This window comes from Ruminococcus sp. 1001713B170207_170306_F1, from assembly GCF_015668065.1.
Classification (GTDB): Bacteria; Bacillota; Clostridia; order Lachnospirales; family Lachnospiraceae; genus Blautia_A; species Blautia_A faecis.
In genome coordinates this window covers 57,370-83,252 of sequence record NZ_JADPEX010000023.1, presented here as the reverse complement: position 1 = coordinate 83,252, position 25,883 = coordinate 57,370, and the positions used below count along the sequence as shown (strand labels likewise).

General features: G+C 43.1%; 24 protein-coding genes, 6 tRNA genes and 3 pseudogenes. 21 read left to right on the top strand and 12 right to left on the bottom strand.

From position 1 onward, the window contains the following. The 6 genes from I4V84_RS14110 (at window position 1) to I4V84_RS14085 (ending at window position 589) form a co-directional block, all read left to right on the top strand. A tRNA-Val gene (locus I4V84_RS14110) sits at window positions 1-73 on the top strand. 3 nt (window positions 74-76) lie between these two features. Then, a tRNA-Tyr gene (locus I4V84_RS14105) sits at window positions 77-158 on the top strand. A 41-nt stretch (window positions 159-199) separates the two neighbouring features. Further along, window positions 200-272: transfer RNA gene (locus tag I4V84_RS14100), tRNA-Thr, on the top strand. A 21-nt stretch (window positions 273-293) separates the two neighbouring features. Further along, window positions 294-367: transfer RNA gene (locus tag I4V84_RS14095), tRNA-Met, on the top strand. Window positions 368-372: 5 nt separating this feature from the next. Beyond that, window positions 373-445, top strand: a tRNA-Phe gene (locus tag I4V84_RS14090). Between the two features lie 71 nt (window positions 446-516). After that, a tRNA-Lys gene (locus tag I4V84_RS14085) sits at window positions 517-589 on the top strand. Between the two features lie 331 nt (window positions 590-920). Here I4V84_RS14085 and yedF read toward each other — a convergent pair. Continuing rightward, a complete protein-coding gene (gene yedF / locus I4V84_RS14080; RefSeq protein ID WP_173717493.1) occupies window positions 921-1,547 on the bottom strand; it encodes a sulfurtransferase-like selenium metabolism protein YedF in 627 nt (208 codons plus the stop codon). Between the two features lie 73 nt (window positions 1,548-1,620). Continuing rightward, window positions 1,621-1,788: pseudogene (locus tag I4V84_RS20780) on the bottom strand (DUF6783 domain-containing protein); the annotation flags it as partial. Here I4V84_RS20780 and I4V84_RS20775 point away from each other — a divergent pair. Next, window positions 1,729-1,857: a DUF6783 domain-containing protein gene (locus I4V84_RS20775; RefSeq protein ID WP_334286113.1), complete on the top strand. Its 129-nt coding sequence runs from the start codon at window positions 1,729-1,731 to the stop codon at window positions 1,855-1,857. The pseudogene I4V84_RS20780 and the gene I4V84_RS20775 overlap by 60 nt on opposite strands. Here the strand turns inward: I4V84_RS20775 and I4V84_RS14075 are convergent. The 3 genes and pseudogenes from I4V84_RS14075 to I4V84_RS20770 form a co-directional block, all read right to left on the bottom strand. After that, the gene (locus tag I4V84_RS14075; protein WP_187565855.1) at window positions 1,854-2,090 is read right to left on the bottom strand and encodes a DUF3343 domain-containing protein; all 237 of its coding nucleotides are present in this window, start codon (window positions 2,088-2,090) and stop codon (window positions 1,854-1,856) included. The genes I4V84_RS20775 and I4V84_RS14075 overlap by 4 nt on opposite strands. 73 nt (window positions 2,091-2,163) lie before the next feature. Beyond that, complete coding sequence (locus I4V84_RS14070; RefSeq protein ID WP_195992641.1) at window positions 2,164-4,107, bottom strand: serine hydrolase; 1,944 nt, start codon at window positions 4,105-4,107, stop codon at window positions 2,164-2,166. A gap of 113 nt (window positions 4,108-4,220) precedes the next feature. Then, window positions 4,221-4,385, bottom strand: a pseudogene (locus I4V84_RS20770) (DUF6783 domain-containing protein). Here I4V84_RS20770 and I4V84_RS20765 point away from each other — a divergent pair. Next, a pseudogene (locus I4V84_RS20765) lies at window positions 4,323-4,493 on the top strand (DUF6783 domain-containing protein); the annotation flags it as partial. The pseudogenes I4V84_RS20770 and I4V84_RS20765 sit on opposite strands and share 63 nt — an antisense overlap. 126 nt (window positions 4,494-4,619) lie before the next feature. Next, on the top strand, window positions 4,620-5,045 hold the full coding sequence (locus I4V84_RS14065; protein WP_195992640.1) for a hypothetical protein: 426 nt from the start codon (window positions 4,620-4,622) through the stop codon (window positions 5,043-5,045). A 201-nt stretch (window positions 5,046-5,246) separates the two neighbouring features. Here I4V84_RS14065 and I4V84_RS14060 read toward each other — a convergent pair whose 3' ends face one another. Beyond that, on the bottom strand, window positions 5,247-6,377 hold the full coding sequence (locus tag I4V84_RS14060) for a metallophosphoesterase (protein ID WP_319017314.1): 1,131 nt from the start codon (window positions 6,375-6,377) through the stop codon (window positions 5,247-5,249). 299 nt (window positions 6,378-6,676) lie between these two features. On the opposite strand from I4V84_RS14060, the gene I4V84_RS14055 reads away from it, so the two are divergent. Together I4V84_RS14055 and I4V84_RS14050 are read left to right on the top strand one after the other, a co-directional pair. Beyond that, window positions 6,677-7,642: a SpoIID/LytB domain-containing protein gene (locus I4V84_RS14055; protein ID WP_195992639.1), complete on the top strand. Its 966-nt coding sequence runs from the start codon at window positions 6,677-6,679 to the stop codon at window positions 7,640-7,642. Between the two features lie 207 nt (window positions 7,643-7,849). Beyond that, window positions 7,850-8,512, top strand: coding sequence for a hemolysin III family protein (locus tag I4V84_RS14050; protein ID WP_187565851.1), 663 nt, complete (start codon window positions 7,850-7,852; stop codon window positions 8,510-8,512). Window positions 8,513-8,586: 74 nt separating this feature from the next. Here I4V84_RS14050 and I4V84_RS14045 read toward each other — a convergent pair whose 3' ends face one another. After that, a complete protein-coding gene (locus I4V84_RS14045) occupies window positions 8,587-8,829 on the bottom strand; it encodes a GIY-YIG nuclease family protein (RefSeq protein WP_148463437.1) in 243 nt (80 codons plus the stop codon). 535 nt (window positions 8,830-9,364) lie between these two features. Continuing rightward, window positions 9,365-10,222: a M23 family metallopeptidase gene (locus tag I4V84_RS14040; protein WP_118583191.1), complete on the bottom strand. Its 858-nt coding sequence runs from the start codon at window positions 10,220-10,222 to the stop codon at window positions 9,365-9,367. A gap of 293 nt (window positions 10,223-10,515) precedes the next feature. Between I4V84_RS14040 and I4V84_RS14035 the strand changes: the two genes are divergently transcribed. After that, window positions 10,516-10,923, top strand: a complete 408-nt coding sequence (locus I4V84_RS14035) for a hypothetical protein (RefSeq protein ID WP_226837975.1) — start codon at window positions 10,516-10,518, stop codon at window positions 10,921-10,923. Window positions 10,924-11,076: 153 nt separating this feature from the next. On the opposite strand, the gene spoVT is transcribed toward I4V84_RS14035, so the two are convergent. After that, window positions 11,077-11,625 (bottom strand): stage V sporulation protein T, encoded by a 549-nt coding sequence (gene spoVT, locus I4V84_RS14030; protein ID WP_173717488.1) that lies wholly within the window; start codon window positions 11,623-11,625, stop codon window positions 11,077-11,079. Window positions 11,626-12,205: 580 nt separating this feature from the next. On the opposite strand from spoVT, the gene I4V84_RS14025 reads away from it, so the two are divergent. After that, on the top strand, window positions 12,206-13,630 hold the full coding sequence (locus tag I4V84_RS14025; RefSeq protein ID WP_195992638.1) for a GGDEF domain-containing protein: 1,425 nt from the start codon (window positions 12,206-12,208) through the stop codon (window positions 13,628-13,630). Window positions 13,631-13,754: 124 nt separating this feature from the next. Here the strand turns inward: I4V84_RS14025 and I4V84_RS14020 are convergent, their stop codons facing one another. From I4V84_RS14020 to I4V84_RS14010, 3 genes are all read right to left on the bottom strand, one after another. After that, window positions 13,755-14,303 (bottom strand): transcription repressor NadR, encoded by a 549-nt coding sequence (locus I4V84_RS14020; protein ID WP_173719530.1) that lies wholly within the window; start codon window positions 14,301-14,303, stop codon window positions 13,755-13,757. 151 nt (window positions 14,304-14,454) lie between these two features. Beyond that, window positions 14,455-15,312, bottom strand: coding sequence for a carboxylating nicotinate-nucleotide diphosphorylase (gene nadC / locus I4V84_RS14015; RefSeq protein ID WP_173736480.1), 858 nt, complete (start codon window positions 15,310-15,312; stop codon window positions 14,455-14,457). Further along, window positions 15,305-16,642, bottom strand: coding sequence for an L-aspartate oxidase (locus tag I4V84_RS14010; protein WP_195992637.1), 1,338 nt, complete (start codon window positions 16,640-16,642; stop codon window positions 15,305-15,307). Before I4V84_RS14010 ends, nadC begins: the two co-directional genes overlap by 8 nt. Window positions 16,643-16,999: 357 nt before the next feature. Here I4V84_RS14010 and nadA point away from each other — a divergent pair, with 357 nt between their 5' ends. From nadA to I4V84_RS13970, 8 genes are all read left to right on the top strand, one after another. After that, window positions 17,000-17,917, top strand: a complete 918-nt coding sequence (nadA, locus tag I4V84_RS14005; RefSeq protein ID WP_334286112.1) for a quinolinate synthase NadA — start codon at window positions 17,000-17,002, stop codon at window positions 17,915-17,917. 879 nt (window positions 17,918-18,796) lie between these two features. Then, complete coding sequence (locus I4V84_RS14000; RefSeq protein ID WP_195992635.1) at window positions 18,797-19,435, top strand: bifunctional 4-hydroxy-2-oxoglutarate aldolase/2-dehydro-3-deoxy-phosphogluconate aldolase; 639 nt, start codon at window positions 18,797-18,799, stop codon at window positions 19,433-19,435. A gap of 4 nt (window positions 19,436-19,439) precedes the next feature. Beyond that, window positions 19,440-20,462 (top strand): sugar kinase, encoded by a 1,023-nt coding sequence (locus I4V84_RS13995; RefSeq protein WP_195992634.1) that lies wholly within the window; start codon window positions 19,440-19,442, stop codon window positions 20,460-20,462. A 207-nt stretch (window positions 20,463-20,669) separates the two neighbouring features. Further along, window positions 20,670-21,605, top strand: a complete 936-nt coding sequence (locus I4V84_RS13990; RefSeq protein ID WP_195992632.1) for an AraC family transcriptional regulator — start codon at window positions 20,670-20,672, stop codon at window positions 21,603-21,605. After that, the gene (locus tag I4V84_RS13985; protein WP_195992630.1) at window positions 21,593-22,522 is read left to right on the top strand and encodes an AraC family transcriptional regulator; all 930 of its coding nucleotides are present in this window, start codon (window positions 21,593-21,595) and stop codon (window positions 22,520-22,522) included. Before I4V84_RS13990 ends, I4V84_RS13985 begins: the two co-directional genes overlap by 13 nt. Before the next feature lie 196 nt (window positions 22,523-22,718). Next, window positions 22,719-24,011, top strand: a complete 1,293-nt coding sequence (locus tag I4V84_RS13980) for a sugar ABC transporter substrate-binding protein (protein ID WP_195478365.1) — start codon at window positions 22,719-22,721, stop codon at window positions 24,009-24,011. Between the two features lie 125 nt (window positions 24,012-24,136). Next, complete coding sequence (locus I4V84_RS13975; RefSeq protein WP_334286108.1) at window positions 24,137-25,039, top strand: sugar ABC transporter permease; 903 nt, start codon at window positions 24,137-24,139, stop codon at window positions 25,037-25,039. Further along, window positions 25,032-25,871 carry a carbohydrate ABC transporter permease gene (locus I4V84_RS13970; RefSeq protein WP_173736465.1) on the top strand — a complete coding sequence of 280 codons (840 nt, stop codon included), beginning with the start codon at window positions 25,032-25,034 and terminating at the stop codon, window positions 25,869-25,871. The genes I4V84_RS13975 and I4V84_RS13970 overlap by 8 nt, the downstream gene beginning before the upstream one ends. Window positions 25,872-25,883 lie beyond the last annotated feature (12 nt).

Genomic DNA, 25,883 nt, shown 5'->3' with positions numbered 1-25,883 from the left:
GGGATCTTAGCTCAGCTGGGAGAGCATCTGCCTTACAAGCAGAGGGTCATAGGTTCGAGCCCTATAGGTCCCATATGGATGGATTCCCGAGTGGCCAAAGGGGACAGACTGTAAATCTGCTGGCGATGCCTTCGAAGGTTCGAATCCTTCTCCATCCATTTGATGAATATAATTCATCTGTTGTAGCCAGTGGTTACGTGCCGATGTGGCTCAATTGGCAGAGCAGCTGATTTGTAATCAGCAGGTTATCGGTTCGAGTCCGATCATCGGCTTTTGGTTTTAAAAGAATATATCGCGGGATGGAGCAGTCTGGAAGCTCGTCGGGCTCATAACCCGAAGGTCATAGGTTCAAATCCTATTCCCGCTACTTATGCCCAGATAGCTCAGTTGGTAGAGCAGAGGACTGAAAATCCTCGTGTCGCTGGTTCGATTCCGGCTCTGGGCATTTTAAATGCCGAAGGTTGTTTAGAAAAAAACTTGGCGTTTAAGATGTGAAATATATGACAAATTTAATATGGAGCATTAGCTCAGTTGGTAGAGCACTTGACTTTTAATCAAGTTGTCCGGGGTTCGAATCCCCGATGCTTCACTTCAAGAAATGCCGGAAATCCTTTGTTTATGAGGGTTTCCGGTCTTTTTATATTTTCTTATAATTCTCAAACACGCTCTAATTAATCCCAAGCATATGTCCCATTTGTATCCCATTGAAAATAAGATGTCTCAGATATGTCTCATATAATAGTAAAAATCCACGCTTTAATTTTGAAATTTTCTTAAGGCCAAAAATTTGATTACTGAGAAAATTAGTGATTTTAAAGCGTGGATTTTCATTATTTAGAAGTTATTTAGAGAATTATTGGTTTATTGTTCACTGGTAATGTTCTGTAAGGTATTTTTGTGAACGGAGTAAACAGTAATTATTATGGGCGCACGATAGTTCCTGCGCTTTCCATAATTTCTACAATTTCGTACATATTAGTAACGCCACCAACTGCCAGTTTTTCTTTTAAACCATAGAAATCAAGGCAGGTACCGCAGGTGAGAATCTTTACACCCTCGGCTTCCAAAGATTTCAGATCTTCCAGGGAATCGGAGTCTTCGCAGGTAAGGGATGCTCCGGAGTTGTAGCACAGAATGATCTCTGGGAGCTGATCCTGTTTGGTGAGAGCGAAAATGAAGGATTTCATAAGAATCTTTCCAAGCTGTTCTTCACCATTTCCCATGGTATTGGCGGAAAGGACGGCTACAAGACCATGTTTCTTGGAATCCGGGGTGCAGGCGGGAACGGCAGATTCAGCTGCTGGTGTTGAGGTTGTGCTGTTTTCCGGAATCTGGAAGGTTACGGTGAAATCTTTCTTTGTTTTTTTCTCAGAAGAGACTGTAAAGCCTTTGCTGTTGCCAAATTTGGTAAGGTTCTGGACGGCAATTTCATTGTCAACGAGAATGATAAGGGTGCCGCCATTTGTCATTTCTTCGGATTCTTTCTTTGCGTTTACAACTGGGAGTGGGCAGGCCATTCCTCTTGCGTCAAATGTTTTTGTTTCCATGTAATTCCTCCTACTATCTATATTGTATTTTTTGAATTGACATTTTTCAACAGACTCTATAATACAGCAAATATTAAGTAATGGATACTCTGACACAGTAAATTTTTAATATGTCGCGCGAGTAATGTTGAAAACTAATTCGTACTGCATTAGAGCCTGTTTGAAAAATCATTCCCGCAATCTGCACGCCCCACTTTGCGGGAGATTTCACCCGAATTCGGTTGCCGTAGCCCGCTACGGCGCCCTCATCCGAGCGAAATCTCCCACAAATTGTGATGCACATCTTGCAGAAAGCCTGTTTAATAATTAAATTATACACTCATATATGCCCTCAGGATCCAGGTCCTGATCCTGAAGTAGTTTCTCAAGGGCAGTGCGGCTTGTGGGGGGCGCACACCAGGAAAGTCCGCAGCTGGCAGAGATACTTCTTGGAACAGGAATCAGTCTTCCTGGAGCACCAGTGGCTTTGCAGGATTTCTCCATGGCGATGGCGTCGGTGGTGCAGCGAAAGGTGATGATTAAGCGTTTTTCCTGGGAAATCATGGGGTACCTCCTGATTGACCGCATATTTGGTCGAAAAAAATTTTATTGCTATTAAAGTGCGATATATGGTGCATTACAAACTTTCTGTAGAATAGGAAGTGGTCGTTATTTCACTGGGTTCTGCTGAAAGTTCTCTGCAATCTGATTCATTTAAGGATGAAACTGATCCCTGTTCCGGAGCCACTTCAGCAGGTGTCACCAGATACCCATGCGAAACCGGTTCAATAGTCTGTTCCATTACCCTGTGAAGGAGCTCCAGGCCGCCTGTTCCCTTGAAGGCTCCATAGAGAAAGTTGTTGGAGATTTCTTCGGTGATGGATTCCAGACCTTCCATGATCATGCCTTTGCCTGGTGTTTCGTACCAGCGGATGAGAATTTCATCTTCGGGCAGGAAGAAAATGTTGATTTTTCTTCGAACACATTCTTCAAGGAAGGTGAAGTCCAGCTTCAGGACGGCGGTTCCGTTTTCATCTGTAGTGAATTCTCCGGAGGCTGCAATCAGATAGCTTTCCTCGTGGAGGGTAAGCCAGGATTCTTTGAATTTTCCAAGTCCTGTCGGGATGCTGTGCCATTCGCCGGATTCCAGAAAGTTTACGGAGAAATTGCCTTTTTCACAGGCGAATGAAATCTTTTGCACACCTTCCGTCATATTATTGTGGAAAATCTGGATAAACAACGGGAAAAGACCAATGCTCTGTGGAGAAAGTTCTAAAATTTTGCCATTAAGCTGCTGGGTGAACTGGTAAGGATTCGGTTCAGGAAGTCCTTTCACGTAATTCCAGGTATTCGGTCTGGCGTTAGTACTGTGGCGGAGCCCAGATGGATTTTTTTTCCAGCCGCCTTTTCGGAGGGCAGGAAGTGTCTGAGGCGCGTGAGTGCCGTTTTCAAGCTCGGCAGTCAGGCGGTTCAGGAGTGTCTGGGCACATGGGTTTTCAGGCAGAATATCTGCAGGATGAAAGTTGCGCGGAAAATGCTTGCGGATAATGTTCAGCATGACGCAGTTCTGGAAAAGTTCGTTATTTCCGGCGTTTGTGACGACTACCATGTTCATGTCAGGGTAAACGATTACATTCTGACCAAGCATTCCATTGAATTCAAAGCTGCCCGGGCGGGCTTCCATCCACAGCTGGTAGCCATAGCCGAAAGTACCTTCAATGCTTTCCTTATGCTTGGCGGTGGAGACTTCAACCCAGAATTCCGGGATAATCTGTTGACCGTTCCATTTACCTTTTTGTAGATAAAGCTGACCTAATTTTGCCATGTCTTCGGTGCAGAGGAAAAGTCCCCAGCCGCCTTTGGTAATGCCCTTAGGGCAGGTTTCCCAGAAATATCGGGTGATTCCAAGGGGAGCGAAAAGCCGTGGTTCCAGGTATTCGGTAAGTGACTGGCCGGTGCGTTCCGTGACGATGGCGGACAGAACGTAGGTATTCAGGCTGTTGTACTGGAAATTTTCCCCGGGGGTGCCGCTGATGGAAGAATTCAGGTAGCTGGTGAGCCAGTCGTTTCCAGAGACGATCCCGGATTCGTTGAAAGTGACGCCGCTGGTCATTGTGAGAAGATTTTCTACAGTGACTTTAGGGCGGAAAATCTTGTTAAAGGTGTTCAGCTTTTTCTGGAAAATGTCGTAAATGTTCTCGTCCAGAGAAAGCTTGCCTTCCTCAACCAGAAGACCAATTGCCATGCCGGTGATGCTTTTGCACATGGAATGGGTCACGTGCCAGATCCGGCTGCGGTAGGGGGCAAAATTGGCCTCGCAGATGACCTTTCCATTTCGGAGAACCATGAAATGGTGCATGTCTGTATAGTGTGAAGTGTCCAGATCCCGCAGCAGGTCGGCCAGCATGTCAGAGGAAATACCCTGGCTCTCCGGCGTGGCGCGGGGAAATGGCTGCTCGTATGGTTTGTCAAATGGAAATTTAGGCTTTTGCGGGAAGAAATCTACCCGGCTGGCTCCGTCCGTTTTTCCCAGAATAATGTTTGTAATCAGTTCTGCAACTGCAATCTGTTCTTTTGCCATAAGGTGCTCCTTTCTTTGGGAAAGCGGTAAAAGTTGTTGTTAGGGTTATTGTAGCAGTGGGGGACAAGTGTGTCAATAAGGGGTGAAATGGGGAAAATTTATAAAAAATGGTTCTATGGGTTGTATTGGCAGACATAAATATTACTAGAGCCTGTTTGAAAAATCATTCCCGCAATCTGCACGCCCCACTTTGTGGTATATTTTGCCCGAATTCAGTTGCCGTAGCCCGCTACGGCGCCTTCATCCGGACAAAATCTCCCACAAATTGTGACGCACATCTTGCAGAAAGCCTTTTTCAAACACGCTCTAGAACCTGCACAATCATGAAAAGTGCGCAGTTCGCAGAGGAGTTTTTTCAAACATATTCTGGCGGCTGTTTGCTGTGAGCTGTCCGTGCAGTCTGCCGGAGGCAGAAAAAGTGCCCGAAATGGTACAAAGTTAATTGCATTAGGAGACAGCAGCGGTGATAAGCTTTTGGATTTTGGACAGGCATGACAAGAAGGAGGGCCTTTATGAGATTATTGAAAAAATATTTCAATCGGGAAAATAAATTCAGTTTGAAAGAACGTTTCAATATGGTGATGACCGTGGTGACTTGTTTTTTCATGGGAGTGATGAGTGAAAATGGACGGGGTATGCAGGGAATAAAGGGACTGATTGATGGAATCGGCGGACTGGCTGTAAGGATGAAAGGATGGCTGAGTGTGGTGACTGGCTGGGAGCTGGGCGCGCATGAAGCTTATGAGATATATGAAAAAGGTATAGTGGGAAGATTTTTCCAGGGAAAGATGCTGGAAGGAATAGATGTGGTGAAGCGTGGACAGGCTTTAGTGGAAAGGGCTGGGCTGCGAGGAAGAAGGGGAAATCGGATACGGGATGTTTCACATGAGAAAGGACTGCCTTGCATGGAACGATGGGGGTGCAGAGGCAGTCCGTAGGGGCATAATCGGTTGATTTAATGTAACTATAAAACCTATATTGTCAGGTGGATATGTGATGGTTGGCTCTGTATATAAATACAGTGAAGCATGGTTGGAATGGCTTAAAATCTGAACCGGCAATATTTGAAAAATTAATTGGTAACTGTGAACTATGTTCACGAAAACATCTCGCGGTATAGTATCTGTGGTATAGTTACATTAATTGTTAAAATGAACTGTAATCGGACAGATTTCGCTGTTGGTGCCGACTCTCATGTTCGGACCCCAGATCCCGGCCCCGGAAGTGACAATGTTGTGCATAGTTCCTTTTCGAAGGTAGCCACAGGAATTTTCCCAGAATAGATGGATAATCAGGTTTCCGGGGAAAATCTGGCCGTCATGGGTGTGACCACAAAGGTCAAGGTCAACACCGGCAGCAGCTGTCTCGTCTAATTCTTTTGGCTGATGGTCAATGAAAATAATTGGTTTTCCCTGGTCCAGCGATTCGGTAAGCTGGGCCGGAGTGGCTCTGGAGCCTTCTACTTTTTCACAGCGGGAGGCATCCCGGCGGCCGACAATATAAAATTTGTTGTCGATCAGAACAGATTCATCGTCTAGCAGGTGAATTCCTGCGTCTGTAAGAAATTCTTCCATTCTGGGATCGTTGTAGTTATCTTCTGTTCCGTTGAAGGTGAAACCTGCCAGGATTGGTTCGTTCAGGTCGTGATTGCCCCAGCAGGCGTAAACTCCATATTTGGACTTAATTCCTTTTAAAATTTCTTTTAATTTATCTGGTTTGGAAATGGCGTCATATTCATTATCGAAAATATCACCTGCGATACAGACTACATCTGGATTTTCAGTATTGATCTTTTTCACAATTCGTTTTGCCTGGGCGGTTCCCATGCTGTAGCCGAAATGGGTATCAGCGAGAAGGACTATTTTCAGGGAATCCATGCCGTCAACTGTTTTTTCAACGTTTATCTCATAAGGTGTAGTTTTCACATGGGTTACATGAAGGATTCCGTAAACACTGAGGCTGATGATCAGTATGGTGCAGATCAGGCCTGTGATGACGAAAGTGCTGCGGTGCCCGATAAACGGGGCATGGAATATGTATTTCAGTATCAGACGGCCAAAATCAACGACAGCGATTACCAGCAGAATATAGATGAAAGTTCCGAGAAAATAGTTACCTGTATGCTTGAGAATACGGTGCAGGTTGGCCGGCTTTTTGATGAGAAAGCCGGTGAGCAGGGCTGTTGCTAATATTATGTAAACTCCTATAAAGGAAGCGCGAAATGCCATTGTCTGAAAAAGTCTGTGACAGGCGCCCATCCATCGTATCATCCAACGGACAACGTATGCATTGATCAGGATGTATAGGGGTGCGAGAAAGAGTGCGGCCATGAAAAACCTCCGTTATATTTACTTTGAAAATTAGCAGTTACACGCTTTGTTACCGTGTCTGCGCAACAATGGGTACAGTATACTACGGTTAATAAGTTTTTGCAATTGTGCATATAATAAGGAGAAATGAGATAGACAGGAGAGCTGTTGCTTATGCGGGCAAAGCGAGAAAGATTCCTGAAACCTAGAACATTAGGTATGCCAATTATTTTTAAGCAATGGCAAAGGGCAGGAAATATATGAGAAAATGGTTTCGGAGCTTTTATTCTTCAGGGCTGTTTATTCCATTCATTTTATTACTACCGTATATGTGTACAATTGCCTTGAATGGGGCTGATAAAGCACTTTTACTGCATTCTCCGGGGGTGGAGGATATGGTTCCGCTGATGTTGATGGTACAGATGAAAGGGGATTATGCGGAGGAAGCGGTGAAAGCTCAGGCGGTGATTGCAAGGTCGGAGGTGTACAGGCGGCTGGAGGAGGGGGAAAGTGAAGGAGAAATTCTGGATGAAGTAAGTGAAAGTATCGCAGGGAAAAACAGGGAAAGAAGAGTTGAGCAAATGACAGCTGCGACAGAAGATGAAGAGGTGTTATCTTTCCGAATAGCAGAATTAAATAGTGGCAGGAGTTTTGTTGTTGGGTATGGAGGTGTCTGGAAATTACTGAGTGCGGTGGATAAGCTGCAGCAGTATGGAGCAGCGGCAGAGGCAACAGTCGGGCAGGTTCTTACATATAATGGAAAGCTGAAATTAGTTCCCTATCATGAGATCAGCAGCGGTAAAACCAGGGATGGGAAAGAGGTTTTTCACAGTGCAGATTATGGCTATCTGAAATCAGTGGAAAGTAGTCAGGACAGGGAGGCACCAGATTATGTAAACAGTACATATGTGCCTGCCAGTCAGCTTCCTGCGAAGCTGGTGGTCAAAAAGCGAGATAGTGCCGGTTATGTGACTGCGCTGACAGCTGATGGAAACTGGCTTGAGGGTGAGACTTTTCGCCAGGGCATGCATCTGGCTTCCGCAGATTTTTCAGTGCAGAAAGTAGGAAAAATGGTGCGCTTTTTATGCAAAGGAAAAGGACATGGAATTGGATTTTCCCAGTATGGGGGGAATGAGATGGCGAAGAAAGGGAGTAGCTGGGAGGAGATATTGGAGACATATTTTCCGGAGATGGAGGTTGAGGCAGTGCTGGAGATGGAGAGGTGAAAAATGTTGCTGAAAATCGAAAAATTACTTTTATTATAAAAGTTTTATAAAACCCCTTGAATTTTTCAAAAAAAGTGTTATAGTATAACACATACTTGATGACATAGTAATTAAAACTACATGATAAAGTTTGCAAAAACATTGCGGCTCAGGGATCAAACTGATTGCTTGCAAAGTTGCTTTGGAAAAGTTCTAGGAGGTGCTATCATGAAATATAAATTAAAAGATCCGGGAAGTGCGATTACACATGGGATTGCTTTTCTTCTGGCAGCAGTGGGAGCAGCGCCTTTATTGATTCGCTCGTCAGAGTGGAGCGATCATATTCATATCGTGGCACTGGGAGTGTTTATTCTTACGATGATGCTGCTTTATGCGGCAAGTACTCTTTATCATTCCGTTGATTCTACGGCGAAGGTGAACCGCAGACTGAAGAAGCTGGATCATATGATGATCTTTGTAATGATCGCTGGAAGCTATACGCCGGTGTGCCTGATTGTTCTTCATAACAAGATTGGATATATACTTTGCGCACTTGTGTGGGCGACAGCAATTCTGGGAATTGTATTTAAGGCATTCTGGGTGACTTGTCCGAAATGGATTTCTTCTGTGCTGTATATTGGAATGGGCTGGTTGTGTGTGCTTGCGTTCATGCCAATTATTCATGCATTGCCTAAGGCTGGATTTGGCTGGCTGCTGGCGGGGGGAATTATTTATACGATTGGCGGTGTGATCTATGCACTGAAGCTTCCCATCTTTAATGCGAAACATAAGAATTTTGGGTCACATGAGATTTTCCACGTATTTATTATGCTGGGAAGCGCGTGTCATTTTATTGTGATGTATTGTTTTGTGGCGAATATGCCGATTTGATGATATGGTAAGGTAAAATATTTTAGACAAGTTTTTTAATAACTTTTAATATTTAGAGGGAACTGTGACCTCCTTTAAAATTCCATCAGGGCTAATTTTTTCGCCCGGGTTAATTGTTTGATTGCATATTCCCGGCTCATGGCTTCTTCTTTGGTGGCGTAGCCTTCGTAGTAGACAAGAGTTACCGGACGTTTGGTTTTGGTGTATTTGGCTCCGTTTTTGCCGCTGTTGTGGGCTTTCAGGCGCTTTTCCAGACAGTTTGTCCATCCGGTGTAAAGAGTACCGTCGGCACACTGGACGATGTAGGTGTAATTCATGGGGCTCCTTTTTGGGTTGTAAGGTGAAAGTTCTTAATGTTTTACTATGAAAGTCCCGGACGGCAGCCAAGAATGAGCCATGCTTGCATGAGCAAATTCTTGGATATCGGACGGGCTAGAGCGTATGAGTAAGTAGGGTGATAGCCCGGATTACGAATGCGGTCGGCAGCTGTGGGAGCGCTATAGGCGCGGAACAGCTGACTTTCATATATGGTGATGTCGCCAACAGGCGACATGTCCGTTTAGGAATTAAATAAATATTTATGTAAAGGAGTATCGTCATGCTGTTAACTGGCTGACAATGCTCCTTATTTTTATAAAAAGCAATCGGTAAGCTGGTATATTATTTGCAGTCCAAAAGAATACTATAGCGTGTCAGAATGGCTACCATGGCGGGTTCCGGGCTCTTAGCTGCCTGGAAGGACTGGAAAAAGCAGGTAGGATTTAGGTACCGACTGCGGATTTTCCCACCTGCTTTATTATACGTTGTTTTTTTACTTTTGTGAATGTTGATATTTCATGGACTGAATTTTTTTTACGGCAGATACGTGATCGGGTCGATTGGTTCTCCGTCTTTTTTCATGGCGAAGTACAGGTTACTGCCTTCTTCGCTGTAATAAATGGTAGGAGCTGCGACATAGCCTATGATGGAACCTTTGGTGACGGTATCGCCTTCAGCAACGTCCAGATCAGTAAGCTGACCATAGATTGCCTGGTAGCCGTTTCCAAGCTCCATGGTGACGGTAGTGCCAGTTTGGGCATTATTTTCAATCGAATATACGGTTCCGTTTACTGCGGAAACTACAGGGGCACCTTCCACTGCTTGTACGGAAATCGCAGGGCTCAGTTTATACTGATCCAGAGTTGGGAAGTAAACACTCTGATCCATGCTGTAATCAATGAGAACATGTCCGTTTACCGGCCACTCCATTAATGTATCTTCCGAGAAGTTGATTTCCGGTCCTTTGTGCAGGGAGATCTGGGCGTTTACGCTGGTACTTTCTCCAATGTCAGAGGAGCTGGAAATATCAGCGGTATCGTTAATGTCAGCAGAATTGGTTAAGTCCACGGTATTGTCAAGGCTTGCCATGTCTGTTGCGGATGAATTATCTGATTCGTTTATCAAAGACTCACTGTCTAGGATTCCGGTATCGGAAATTCCGTCCAGATCTGCTTCTACCATGTTAGTACCTGCTTCTGCAAGGGACGAATCATCAGTTGAGTTGGCTCCATCTGCTTTGGCAGTGTCATTTTCCTTGGTGCTTTCCAATGGAAGCACTTCCTGAATATGTTCTGGTTTGTTTGCAACCTGGTAAGCGGTCACTCCGAGAACTGCCATAACTGCAAGGAGAGCGCCGTTGAAAATAAATTTTGCTGTTCTGTTTTTCCTCATATTCTTTTCACCTCTACATACATTCTGTTCACAGCTGTTGTACCTGTCTGTATTTATAGGGTGTCCAGAAAATTGGAGGTTATTCATTAATTCATGAAAATGAGAAAATTTAAATTGGTGGCACTTATATAAGCGGCATGGTATAATAGGGGAAAACATGTGCGGTGCTGTGAAAAATAAATGATGTCGGCAGCTGTGGGAGCGCCATAGGCGCGGAACAGCTGACTTTCATATATGGTGATGTTGCCGACAGGCGACATGTCCGTTAAAAAATAATTTACAGGGGGTAACTTGTGGTGAAGATTACAGAGGAGCTTTTGCAGAAAGCTGATCAGATTCCGAATTTCTCAGATGGAGTTATTATGCCGGATGGGGATTACAGATTGATTGAGGAGAAGGGCCATCTTCAGACCATGATGGCGCTTTTGCCATATCCGGAGAAGGAGATTTGGAAGATGATCCCGGAGAATGATTCGGCACTGTTCTGGATGATCGAGAAGACAGGATGTGTGCTTACAGATTATAATTCAACTGTGGGTATGGTGATGACGCGGTCGCAGAAGGAGGTTTTTGATGCACTGGTTGCCCGTGGGATTATTTCGCCGGAGTATTTTGATATTACCAGGCAGAGGCAGAAGATGCGGGATCAGGGCAAGCAGGGTAGCACTGTATCTGAAGAGAAAACAGAACAGGATTGTTGAGGTATATAAATTCGAAAACTGCTGTACCATTTAATGGACTTTGAAGAGGGGTTAAATGGATACAGCAGTTTTTTAGTTTCTGTTCACTGGCAGATTGCGGGAATAATTTTTCAAACAGGTTCTATCGAGACGTTGACTGCAGTGATAACAAAATTATTGTTCCATCTGCCGTCCAAGAAACCCGGCAGCAGTCTGCGCCAGAAGCTTTTCGCTGGCGCCGGGAATGTCTTTGTCGGTTTTTCCCATGAGGATGACACTGCCGATAGCATCTCCGGCGGCTATGATGGGCTGGATGACCTGGGATGTGGATGGAGCTGGCTGTTCATCCACCACAGGGACTTTGCCACGGTCTTTGGCACTAAGACATTTGGCTTCTCTGTCATTGATAACAGCTTCCAGCTGGCTGCTGATCAATTTTCCAATGAATTCCTTACTTCCCGGACCGGCAGCAGCTACTACCTGGTCGTGGTCGGTGATGCAGGAAAGCATGCCGGTGGAATGGGAGAGGGACTCGGCGTATTCTTTTGCAAAAAGGCTAAGCTCTCCGATTGGGGAGTATTTTTTCAGAATGATTTCACCTTCACGGTCGGTGAAAATTTCAAGTGGGGTACCTTCTTTGATTCGCAGGGTCCGACGGATTTCTTTTGGGATGACCACCCGGCCCAGATCATCTATTCTTCTTACGATTCCTGTGGCTTTCATTTATCTGTTCCTCCTGTACTTTATGATGCAATTGTGGGAAACAATTGACTTTTTTAAACACACTATAGAGCTTGTTTGTTTTGTGGGTTTCCATATTTTGTAGTGTATGGATAGTATGTGAAAATATGGGGGAATTATGCGCACGAGATGAGGTAATTTTTTTGCTCGTGACAATAAGAAGGTATCATATTCAACAGTTTTTGAAAGGCAATTAGGCGAGTATGATTGGTTTACATAACAAAAAACTTATGAGTTGCCGGCCAGGTTGTGAACGCTACTTCTTGTGCTTGTCACAAGAAGGTTCGTCTTTTTATGCATCGCAAAGCGCATTACTGTGAATGGAGTGAGCAGTAACGAACGGTGTTACTGTTCACTGGTAGCATTCCGCGAGGCGTTTTTTGTGAACAAAGTTCACAGAAAACCCGAGAATTGCGGCGCGAAATCATGCGAATGCATGATTTCTGTGCATCGCGAAGCGCGTTACTGTGAACGGAGTGAACAGTAACCGAACGGTAATTTCGGAGAAAATTCATGCAAATTATGTATGGTTTACATATGGAAATTATGATAAAATATATTTATGAAGAAAAAAAAGCTTGTTTTTTTAGCGTTTGCAACCATTGCGATTGCATTATTGCTTGAAGCCGGAATTTTAAAGTATGTCAATGACAGTAATACATACAGGATGTCAAAAGTACTGCTGGATCGTGTTATCACCGTGCTCAATAAAAATGATGATAGTGAAAATGAACTCATCAAATCGCTAAAGGACGATTATATAGTAAGAGCAAAGGCTGTATCCTATATTATAGATGCAAAACCACAGGTGGAATATGATGTAGAAGAATTGCAGAAAATAGCAGATTTGATATTAGTAGACGAAATTCATCTGTTTGATAAAAACGGATATATCTACAGTGGTACTTTGCCTAAATACTATGGCTTCAGTTTTGACTCCGGAGAACAGATGAAATATTTTAAGCCTATGCTTACAGATAAAAAGCTTACCATGTGTCAGGATGTTACTCCGAATACCGCTGAAGGAAAGAATCTGATGTATGCCATTACATGGAACGAAGCCGGTACCAGAATGATCCAGATCGGCATCGAACCAAAGCGTCTGCTTAAAGAACTAAAGCAAAATGAAATCTCCGCTGTAGTAAGTGATATGCCTGTTTATAAGGGAATCGAAATTTTCGTGGCAGACTCCCAGACCAAAATTGTAAAAGGTGCTACGGATTCCAGACAGATAGGCGTGAAACTGGAAGGGCTTGTTGTATCATCTGATAAAAAAAGCGGCGAGACAGATGTCCGACTCATAAGGATAGGTGGAAAACGCTGCAAATGTTTACTCAGTCAGTATGATGACTATATTGTAGCTGTAACTATAGACAGTTCCTTTTATCGGCAAGGAAATATTTTTGCGGTTCTCATAGTTGGCGTGTATCTTGTATTGGCTTCCTGCTGTATGTTCTACCTGCTTTCAAGAGTTATGAAAGAAAAATATGAAAAAGAAAAACTGCTGTACATATCAAACACAGATGAACTTACAAGATGCTTTAACCGACATGCATACGAAGAAAGGATAAACAACCTTGATCTCCGCGAGGAATGGATATATATTTCCATGGATCTTAATAACTTGAAACATACAAATGATTCTCTTGGACATGCTGCAGGCGATGAACTTATATGTGCAGCGGCCAATTGTATGAGGGAAAGTTTTGGAAAGTATGGAAATGTTTACAGAATCGGAGGAGATGAGTTTGTTGTGATCATCACCGGAAATACAAAGGAATTTCAAAGCATAATAGAAAGCTTTGACCGGCGTGTTGCACAATGGCATGGGAAACTGGTGGATTCTATGACAATCTCATGGGGATATGTTTTCAGTTCTGAGAAAGAATGGGATAACATCTATGACATTGCCAAAGAAGCAGATGAAAGAATGTATAAGAACAAGGAACGCTATTACCAGGAAAGCAAAATAGTCAGACGAAGGTAACAGATTGCTTTTTCCTTATATTTTCAAATATTCTAAATATAACAGAGTTGATTGAAATTCTTTTGGAATAACAAGAACCAGGATGAGACGTGTGCTCAGCCTGGTTCTTGAACTTTTTTCGTTTTTATTCCTGACCGCCCCAGAAATCCACGGGCTCGTAGTCCTGTAATTTCGCAAGAAACCCCTTCTGCTGAAGTTCTTCCTGAATGGCATCCAGGATTTCTTCGCTTTCGGCGTCGATGGTGTGGTAGTGATAGCCGGAGGTTACATTTTTCAGAAGGCTGGATTTGCCGGTGCTGATTTCCTCCATGTAGGCGCGGATGTCGCGGCGGGATTTGATTCCCATGTCAGCTTTCAGCACGCCGTAGACCTTGTGGTAGACGAATACGTCGCGAATCTGGCCGCCGGCATCTACGATGGTGCTTAATTCTTCTTCAACCTGATCATCTGTGTGATAAACCTTAAAAACTCTGGAATATTTCCTGTCCTCCTGGAGCAGATAGCCTTTGTTGGTGGAAAAAATGGTAGCTCCGTTGGCACGCAGGAGAGAAATATCCTGGACAATAATCTGGCGGCTTACATTTAATTCCTTAGATAAGGTACCGCCGGAAACGGGATTATTGCTGGAAGATAGGATATTCAGAAGTTGTTTTCGTCTTTCTTCACCTTTCATTTTTTATCTCCTGTCTGCTGGTTTGTGATGAAAGTTACCTGTTACCGTGTAGAGCCTTTGTCAAACATGTTTTGGGACGTGTTGATGGCGGGAAACAGGTGACTTCCATTCTGATAATTACTGTCGGTGGGGGAGTTCAGCCGAATAGGGCTTACTCCACCGGATGAAGATTCTTCATAGATAAATCCATAATAGGAGCAGAATGTGTAAGTGCTCCGCTTGATACATAATTTACACCCAAACCAGTGAGTCTGGCAATATTTTCTTTTGTTACATTTCCGGAAACTTCAATTTCGGCACGTCCGGCAATGTAGTCGATGGATTCTTTCAGCTGTTCAGTGGTCATATTATCCAGCATGATAATGTCCGCACCAGCTTCTACTGCCTCTTTTACCATATCCAGGTTTTCTACCTCTATTTCAATTTTGCGGACAAAAGGAGCGTAGGCTTTTGCCATGGAGATGGCCTGTTTTACGCCTCCTGCGGCACCGATGTGATTGTCCTTGAGAAGAACGCCGTCGGAAAGATTATAGCGGTGGTTATTGCCGCCGCCTACACGAACGGAATATTTCTCGAAAATACGGTTGTTCGGGGTGGTTTTTCTGGTGTCAAGAAGCTTGATCCCGGTTCCCTCAAGAAGAGCTGCAACCTGGCTTGTGTAGGTGGCGATTCCGCTCATTCTCTGGAGATAGTTGAGGGCGGTTCTTTCTCCGCAAAGGAGCACACGGATATCTCCGTAAATTTTTCCCACAAGCTGTTTATTTTCTACGTGGTCTCCGTCTTTTACATAGAATTCAGCTCTGGTGGATGGATCCAGAAGTGTGAAAACACGCTCAAAAACCTGGAGTCCGCAGATGATTCCATCTTCTTTGCAGATAAGATCTACAACGCCTGGAGTGGAATCTGGCATTACGCTGTTGGTGGATACGTCTTCGCTTGTGATATCTTCTTTTAATGCGCTTAAAATGAATGGATCAACATTTAATCCGAGAGTTACCTGATCATACATATAAAAATTCCTTTCTGCCTTCTGGATTTTGACCAAGGGTGATGGCCTGTGTGGCAAGATGGTGATAAGTTTCAGCCAGGGTCTGGATGTCCTGGTATGGGGTGAAGTCTACGTGGGAAGCAAGGTAATCAGCAACTTCGATGGCATTCTGGGGTGAAGCATTCTTAAGATCGTGATCTGCCATATCCTGCGCTGCCCGTCTTGCGAAAACAAGGCTTTCCAGCAGGGAGTTGCTTGCCAGGCGGTTTTTGCCATGGACACCGTTGCAGGCAGCTTCTCCTACTACATAGAGATTTTCCATGGAAGAACGGCTCTGATAATCCACTTTTACGCCGCCCATGAAATAATGCTGTGCCGGAACAACCGGGATACATTCCTTGAAAACATCATAGCCCATTTCCCTGCAGTGTTCAACAATGTTTGGAAAATGGTGGCGAAGAGTTTCTGCCGGGATGGTGCGCAGGTCTTCCCAGACAAAGTCGGTGTCGTCTTTTGCCATCTGTTCGTGAATTTTCTGGGAAAGAAGATCACGGGGCAGCAACTCGTTTACGAAACGGTTCATGTTTTTGTCGTAAAGTCTGGCACCTTCGCCACGGACAGATTCGGAAATCAGAAAGCTGCGGTCTTCCGGATGTTTGGTGTAGAAGGTGGTAGGGTGGATCTGCACGTAATCCGGGTTCTGCAGTTCAATATTATGCTTACCTGCAATAGCAAGTGCGTCGCCGGTAAGGTGGCGGAAGTTGGTGGAATGTCTGTAAAGTCCACCTACCCCTCCGCTGGCCAGAACGGTATAGGTTGCAGTAACGGTGTCAAGGGAACCATCTGGACGGCGGATCACAGCGCCGTAGCAGTGGTTGTCTTTTTCCAGAATATCAACCAGGGTGGTGTATTCCAGAAGTTCTACATTGGAAAGCTTCTGGACTTCGCGGAGCAGGGTGCTGGTGATCTCTTTTCCGGTTACATCCTCGTGGAAAATAATACGGTTGGTGGAATGGGCGCCTTCTTTGGTGTAGGCAAGACTGCCGTCTTCATTTCGCTCGAACTGGGCACCGTAAGAGACAAGATCCCTGACAACCTCCGGGGAGGTTTTAATCATGATCTCTACGGATTTTTTGTCATTTTCGTAGTGTCCGGCTTTCATGGTGTCTTCGAAAAAGCTGTCATAGTCGGACTGTTCTTTCAGCATGCACATGCCGCCCTGGGCGAGAAAGGAATCGTTACTGGTAAGGTCGGACTTGGTGATGACGGTGATTTTTTTGTCGCGGGGAAGCTGGAGGGCACAGTAAAGACCGGAGCAGCCGCTTCCTGCGATGAGGATATCTGTTTTCATAATTGATGGTCCTTTTTTCGTGGATAAATTTGGTGTACAGAGAAATTTTGCAAAAGTAATCTGAAGCGCAGGCTTATGAAATTTCTCTGTGAATGATTGCAATGGTGCGTGCGGATTCAAATTTTCCGAACGACATGCCCTGTAGTATATCACTAAACTTTACAATTGACAAGATAACTGTAAACTTTTTTGTTGACAGTGAAGCGGGCGGGTAATATAATCCTAAGAAAATGTCCGAAAAGAGTGGAGCTATTAGCAGCCAATGAGGGTAAGAAGATATTTAAGAACACATTCGGGCATACATGGAAAATTAAAGTTCCGGAATAAATGAAAACACAGGAGTGAAAAACGATTATGATGACAACAAGACAGCTGCAGGATGAAATTCTGCGTTTAAAGAAGGAAAAAGATATCTGTATTCTGGCGCATGCATACCAGAGCCATGAGATTCTGGAGGTAGCAGATTACACAGGTGATTCTTATGGACTGAGCCAGCAGGCGGCTAAGGCTCCGCAGAAGAACGTGCTGATGTGTGGTGTAAGATTTATGGCAGAAACAGTAAAAATTCTTTCTCCGGAGAAAAAGGTTTACCTTTCCAATAGCGGCGCAGGATGTCCAATGGCAGAGCAGCTGGATGTGGAGATGCTTTCCGCACTGAAAGAGTCCAATCCGGACTACACAGTTGTGGCTTATATTAATACCACTTCCGAACTGAAAACAATCTGTGATGTGTGCGTAACTTCTTCTTCTGCGTTGAAGATTGTGAACAATATCGACAATGACAAGATCCTGTTTATCCCGGACTGCAACCTTGGCGCATGGGTGGAAAAGCAGGTTCCAGAGAAGACATTTAAGTTTGTTCATGGTGGATGCCCTACTCATCTTAGAATGTCCGTGAGAGATGTGAAAAAAGCCAGAGCCGCTCATCCGGAAGCGAAGTTACTGGTTCATCCAGAGTGTCTGCCAGAGGTTTCTGCAATGGCTGATTATATTGGAAGTACTACCGGAATTATGAAATATGCCAAAGAAAGCGATGCCAAAGAATTTATTATCGGTACGGAGAACAGCATTGTCCAGCATCTCCAGTACGAGTGCCCGGACAAGAAATTTTATCCGCTGTCAAAGGACTGCGTATGCCACAATATGAAACTGACTACATTGATGGATGTTTATAATTGCGTCTGCGGTCAGGGCGGAGAAGAGATCAAGCTGGATGAGAATGTGAGAGTGAAGGCGAAGGCTTGTATTGATACGATGTTGACGATGGGGGAATAGAAAATTTATCTTTTAAGATAAGCAGAAATTAGAGACAATTACTAATTGTAAAAAAAGAATACAACTGATATAATTATATTTGGGTGCTACCATAACGGTAGGCGGTTAGTCCTTCGGCAGAGGGACTGTGACCCTCTGATTACATAGAAACCCGGAAGGGAATCAAACGGAAAGGAGGGCTAAGCCAATGAGTATTTTGGACTTTATTGCAGTAATGAGTTTTGGCATTACTTGCTTTTGTGCCGGATACACATTCGGCAAAGATACTAATAAGCCACAAAAATAGCCGCCCCGGTCCGAGAAACTGAGCGACTACTTTGTGTATACATAAAATCGGACTAACCGTCTATCAGTAGCACCTTTTTTATACTAATTATATTATCATGCTTTAAATAGAATGTCAAAAAATTTTACAGGAAATATTTATGGCAAAAGCAAAAGAGTTACTGTTCACTCCGTTTACAGTAACACGCTTCGCGATGCACAGAAATCATGCTTTGCATGATTTCGCGCCGCAACTCTCGGGTTTTCTGTGAACTTTGTTCACAAAAAACACCTCGCGGAATGTTACCAGTGAACAGTAACGCAAAAGACTATAGTTACAGGAAACTTGTAAAAAAGAACTGTCAAAATGGAAAAATAACCTAAAAATGAAGGAAATAATTGGTAGTAATTACATATTGCAAATAGAGTATGGTGAGATATATTATAAGCACATCAGATGAATTTAATAATAAAAAAGAAATATCTGCTAAAAAATGGAGCTTATCTGTTGAAAACAAAAAAATGGTATGATGAATTCAATATATTTGCAAAACGCTCATGTCTATTGTTAGACAAGATTTTCGTAGTAAATTAAGTGGTGAAAAAGGAGAAAGTATGAACACAGTATTGGAAAAAATTAAAAAAATGGGAATTGTACCGGTTGTAGTAATTGAAAATGAGAAAGATGCAGTGTCGCTGGCAGATGCTCTTTGCAATGGCGGACTTGCCTGCGCAGAGGTAACTTTCAGAACTGCAGCAGCAGGAGAGGCTATCCGTCTTATGAAAGAGGCACACCCAGAGATGCTGGTTGGTGCAGGAACCGTACTCACTGTGGATCAGGTAGACCGTGCTGTTCAGGCTGGCGCTGAATTTATTGTAAGCCCTGGTTTTGACCCGGAAATTGTCGATTACTGTATTAAGAAAAAGATTCCGGTGCTTCCAGGCTGCATTACACCATCTGAGGCTGCACAGGCAGTACGCAGAGGACTTTCCGTAATCAAATTTTTCCCGGCGGAGCAGGCTGGCGGACTGGCATTTATCAAGGCAATGGCAGCACCGTATACTTCCTTAAGTTTTATGCCAACAGGCGGAATCAATCCAGAGAATGTAAAAAAGTATCTGGAATATGACCGCATTTTTGCCTGTGGAGGAAGCTGGATGGTAAAAGGCAAACTGATCACAGAAGGCAGGTTTGATGAAATTGAGAAGCTGACCAGAGAAGCAGCAGAAATCGTAAAGAATATAAGAGGATAATAAAATGGGAAAAAAATTTGACATGCTGGCATTAGGCGAAGTGCTCCTTCGTTTATCACCAGAAGGAAACGAACGTTTAACCCAGGGTACCAGGTTTGAGAAACAGCTGGGTGGGGCAGAATTAAATGTAGCTGTTGGCGCAGCCAATCTGGGGCTTACTACAGGTGTTATTTCCAAGATTCCGTCTCACGCCATTGGAAATTATGCGAAAAGGGAGATCAGAAGAAACGGTGTTGACACGGATTACCTGGCTGGAGATGACAGTGCAGATTCCAGACTGGGAATTTACTATTATGAATATGGAGCAGATCCTCGTAAACCGCAGGTGGTTTACGACCGCAAGTATTCTTCTGTGAATAAATTATCTTTAGAAGATTTTCCAGAAGAAATGTATGAAAATACAAGATGCTTCCATACCAGCGGAATCACCTTGGGACTTGGCGGTCCGGTAAGGGAAAATGCTATTGAAATGATGAAAAAATTCAAAGAAAAAGGTGCATTGATCTCATTTGATGTAAATTTCAGGGGGAATTTGTGGACTGGAGATGAGGCAAGAGACTGCATTACAAAGATTTTGCCCATTGTAGATATCTTTTTCTGCTCAGAATCCACAGCTAATCTCACATTTGGAAAAACAGGGGATATAAAAGAAATCCTGAAAAGTTTTTCTAATGAATATGATATTGCTGTAGTTGCAGCAACCCAGAGAATCGTGCACAGTCCCAAGTCTCATACTTTTGGTTCTGTAATCTATGAGAAAAAAACAGACAGCTATTATGAAGAAAAGCCTTATGAGAAAATTGAGGTTGTAGACAGAATCGGAAGCGGAGACGCTTATATTTCCGGTTTCCTGTATGGATTATTAAAGGAGAATGGAAACTGCCAGGCTGCGCTGGAATATGGAAATGCAGCCAGTGCTATGAAAAATACCGTCAGTGGGGATATGTTATGGACAGACCCTCAGGAAATGCAGCAGACAATCGAGATGCATCACAATATAGGGCAGGATTTTGAAATGAAGCGTTAGAGCCTGCTGCTTGCCCGGTACATACATAATAAAAGGCTGTTAATGCTTGTGATAAAAGGGCTGGCTGTATCTGTCGGCTCTTTTTTTCGTAGGTCTAAATTACAGAAAACGATTTTATGTATGTTGTCTGCAGGTAATGATTCGAGGAATACATTGCTGTGAAGCTCATGAATAGAAAGTTTATATGAGTCAGAAAGGGAGGAATTTATGAAAGCTCCTGATTTTTACTTAAATAATTACATTGCTGATGAATTAAGAGCAGCTTTCGATAAAGAAGATGTATGTATCAGTTACAGTGGAGATTATGAACCGGAAACTTTGAATCAGGTTCATAATTCCTGCGAAATTCTTTTTGTAGAAGAAGGGGAAGCGGAGTATCAGGTTAACGATACTGTATATCATGTGGAAAAAAATACAGTTTTAATCATAGGTGCCACTGACCGGCATAAGTTTACGTTTACAAAACTGCCATATATTCGCTACGGGTTGACTTTAATGCCATCATTTCTCCAGAGTCTGCCCATAGTGAGCGGCTATATGAATGTTTACCAAACCCAGATTCCGGAAAATGCAGCTAAGCTTGTGAATTTAGAACCTTCCGTTTTTCAGAGAATGATAAAAATCCTCTGGGAACTGCGGGATGAGTGGGAATCTGGTGAAGAAGGCAGTGATATGGTCTGCGCCTTGGTGATGGAACTGACCATTCTTTTAAAACGGCAGCTGCAGATGAAAAGCCAGGAAAGTAGCGGAACTTACAAGGCCATGAATGAGCTGAAACATTACATTGACACGCATTACCAGGAGGACTTAAGTCTGAGCAATCTCAGCAAGATCTTTTATCTGCAGCCAGGCACCATCAGCAAGAATTTCCGTCAGATATGGGGGAAAAATATAAACCGTTATATTAATTCCGTGAGGATTACCAACGCAGTGCGCATTCTGGATAAGTCAGATATAAGTATTACAGAACTGGCAGAAATGGTGGGATACGAAAATGTAAATACATTTTTACGCCAGTTTAAGGAAAAAATGGATGTGTCGCCTCTGCAGTACAGGAAACGTAGGCAGCAGGCAATGGAAAGAATGCATACCAGAGAAATGTTTTCGAGAAAAGAGAGGGGTGAGGAAAATTGGAAAATTTAAACGAGTTTTTGAACTGTTATAATGAAAAAGACCATTCTATAGCATTAAACAATCGGAATATTTATGTGAGCTATAGTGGAGATTACAAGGGAAATCCCATTAATCACGTGCATAATTCCTGTGAGCTTCTGTTTATCGAACAAGGAGGCGGCGAATACAAGATCCGTGATCAGCAGTATCATATTGAGAAAAACGGAGTTCTGATCATAGGCGGAACTGATCCTCACAGCAGAAGGTTTACCCAGGTGCCGTGCATCCGCTACGGACTTACAGTTCTTCCGGCATTTCTCCAGAGTCTGCCGGTTATAAACAGTTATATGAATGTATATCGGACCCACAGCCCGGAGGAAGCAAACAAGCTTCGGGGAATTGATGATGTGACCTTTAACCGTATGGTTTCTATTATCTGGCAACTGCGAGAGGAAACAAAGGACAACGGACAGGGAAAAGGAGATATGGTCTACGCTCTTCTTCTGGAGATGACCATAATCCTGAACCGACTGCTTCAGTTAGAAAAACAGGATATCAGCGGTATGTACAAAACCATGAGTGATATTAAGAATTATATTGATTTTCATTATGCGGAAAATCTCAGTCTTGAAGAATTAAGCCGTATTTTTTATCTCCAGCCAAATACCATCAGTAAGAATTTTCGTAAGACTTTTGAAAAAAACATCAACAGCTATATCCACTCTGTGAGAGTAAGTAATGCAGTAAGGGTTCTGGAGAAGAATGATATCAGCATTACAGAATTGTCAGAAGTGGTGGGATACGCCAGCGTAAATACTTTTTTGCGGCAGTTCCGGGAGAGTCTTGGAATTTCACCACTGCAGTATAAAAAGCAGTTTGAGCAATATAAAGAGGACGCGGGTAAAACACGGCTAACATGGGATATTCGGGAAAAAAAGAAGTATTGATATACATATCCAAAAAATGATGATTTTTATTCGAAAAATGGTGAGAAAAATGGTGATAATCTTGCTATAATAGCATCATCAACATAAACAAGACGGACACAAGGAAACATGATTAGCTGCAGCAAAATGTTTCGAAAAAAACTAAAAAATCACGAAAATTTGTACAAAAAGCAAAAACAATAAGGAGGATTTTTATATGTTAAAGAGAAAAATTGCACTTGCTATGGCTGGCCTTATGGCAGTGTCTGCTTTCCCGATGAATGTTATGGCGGAAGAAAATGGTGATAAAGTTAACCTTACAGTTATGTGTGCATATGCTAGTGAGGACCCACACGGACAGTACGTATATCAGTATGCTGACAAATTCATGGAAGAGAACCCAAACGTAAATATTGAGATCCAGGCAGTCAGCTCAAACGATATTTATACTAAACTGGCAGCTATGGCTACTTCTCCAGATGATCTTCCAACACTGTTCTTCACAAGTGCTGACCAGGCGCCTACATTATATGATTTGGGACTTATGGAAGACCTGAAGGGATATCTTGATGATGAAACTCTTGGAGCATTTGCAAATGGTGTTGTAGATGCCTGCACATATGATGATACAATGGCATTCTATCCCATCGACGTACAGCCGCTGGCGATGCTTTATCGTACAGACAGATTTGAGGAAAAAGGACTTGAAGTTCCGAAAACATGGGATGAATTCTTAGAGTGTGCAAAAGCTCTTACAGAAGATTCTGACGGTGATGGTGAAGTTGATCAGTGGGGATTTTCAATGGTTGGTTCCAACAACAGTTCAGGACAGAGCCGTTTCATGTCTTATCTGTGGAGCAACGGATGCAACCTTGTAACAGACAATGATGGAGAATGGGTTGCTGATCTTGGGGATAATTTCACAGATCTGCTTAAATTCTGGACAGATATGAACAATGAGTACGGTGTTGTTCCTACAGGTATCACAGAAGTTGACTATGCTACAGCAGCTAACTACTTCGCAATGGGATACACAAGCATGATGCTTACAGGAAGTAACGCAATTGGTGTTGCTTATGCAAACAACGAAGAACTGAAAGGAAAAATCGGTTCCTTCCCGATTCCTGGAGATGCAGCTGGAACAATGTTAAATGCTGAAGGATATGCACTTTGCAGTTCCGCTTCTGACGAGCAGAAAACAGCAGCAGTTGATTTCCTGAAATTCTTCACAAATAATGATTCTGACCTGATGTTCTGGCAGTCCAGTGGAAAGATCCCGGCTACAACAGAAGCTCAGAAAGCAGAATACATCACAGGCGATGACTACAAAGGATACCTTCAGACAATTGAGAATGGTTGTATCGCACCTACTACATTTGCTGGCATCAGCGGTCTGAAGAGCCTTCTTGGTGACGCTTACTCATCTGTATTCAGTGGTGAGGCTACTAACGAAGAAGCAGCTGACACATTTGCAAGCGAGCTTGATAACCTGCTTGAGGACTACAACTAAAAAGACTTATCTGATCAGTCAGATAGAACCTTGAATTTGGGCTGAGGGGAGAAAATATCCCCCCTCAGTTTTTCTATACTCAATTTTACTGAATTTTTAATACTTTTTAAGGAGAGGTGCATAAAATGGCGTCGATGACAAACAAAAAGAAGACCTCGTTTAAAAGAACCGAAAAATATCAGCGCACAGGCTACAAGTTTATAGCGCCGGGCCTTCTCATGATGGTGCTGCTGATTATTTATCCGATGTTATACGGGGCATACTTAAGTTTTTATAATACGAACCTTGTAAACAAATGGAAGTTTGTAGGATTTAAATATTATCTGGAAGCTTTTACAAAGCCTGAATTCTATACTTCCGTACTTTTAACCTTCTGGTTTATGATCCTTGTAGTTGTCGGACACTTCGTCATTGGATTTTTACTGGCATCTACATTAAATAAGAAATTTCATGGCAGAACAATTTTTCGAGTAATTTTCATGCTTCCATGGCTTTTCCCGGAAACCGTAATTGCTCTGCTGTTTACCTGGATAATGAACCCAATGTATGGTGTACTGAATAGTATCCTGAAAAGCTTGGGAATCATTTCTTCTAACGTATCCTGGCTTGGATCCGCGAAATTCGCATTCCCGGCTGTAGTAGCAGTTTGCATCTGGAAAGGTTATCCTCTTGTAATGACTATGATCCTTTCCGGACTTCAGAGTATTTCACATGATTTATATGAGGCTGCTGAAATTGATGGCGCAAACAAATGGCAGCAGTTCCTGCATGTAACTGTTCCAGGATTGAAACCGGTTATGACAACAACCTTGATCTTGGATAGTGTATGGTGGTTCAAACAGTATACACTGGTTTACACAATGACCGGTGGCGGACCTGGTACAGCAACCAATTTGATCAGTTTGAACATTTATGGTACAGCGTTCAACGATCTTCGATTTGGAAAAGCTGCAGCCTGGGGAATCATTGTATTTGTAATTTGTTACCTGATCAGTAAGCTCTATAGGATGGTGTTGAAAGATGACTAATGAAAAGAGAAAAATCTTAAATGGAACATTACGATACGTGTTCCTGATAATTATGGCACTGTTCGTTCTGGTGCCGGTTCTGTGGATGGTTTCTACAGCATTTAAGACAGAGGCGGAGACATATTCTCCTACACCGATCTGGATTCCAAGTGAGATTTCACTGGCTTCCTTTAAAAAATTCTTCGGAATCTACAATTTCGGGTCAATGACAATGAACAGCCTTGTTACCTGTCTTGGTTCCATGATCATCTGTACTGTATTTTCCTGTCTTGCAGGTTACGGTGTAACCAGATTTAACTTCAAAGGAAAAAAATCTTTCCTTGGATTCCTTCTGGTAACTCAGATGTTCCCAAGCGTTATGCTGGTAGTTCCGTTCTATTCTATGTTAACAAAATATCATATGACCAATACTTTGTTTGGTTTGATCATTGTTTATGCTGCAACAAATATTGCGTTCAGTACCTGGATGATGACTTCTTATTTCAAAACAATTCCAACGGAGCTTGATGAGGCAGCACGAGTGGATGGAGCAAACAGCTTCACGATTTTCTGGAAGATCATTCTTCCGCTGGTAGTTCCGGGAATCGCTGCAGTTGCGATTTTCGTATTGATCAATGGATGGAACGAGTATATGTATTCTTCTGTTTTGATCTCAAAAGATGCATTAAAAACACTTACAGTAGGAATCGTGTCCCTGAATACACAGAACCAGGTACACTGGAATGATATGATGGCTGCTTCTTCTATGTCATGTCTCCCACTTATCATTTTATTCCTGTGCTTCCAGAAATACTTTATCGCTGGCATGACAAGCGGTGCAGTTAAGAGTTGATAAATTTAGGAG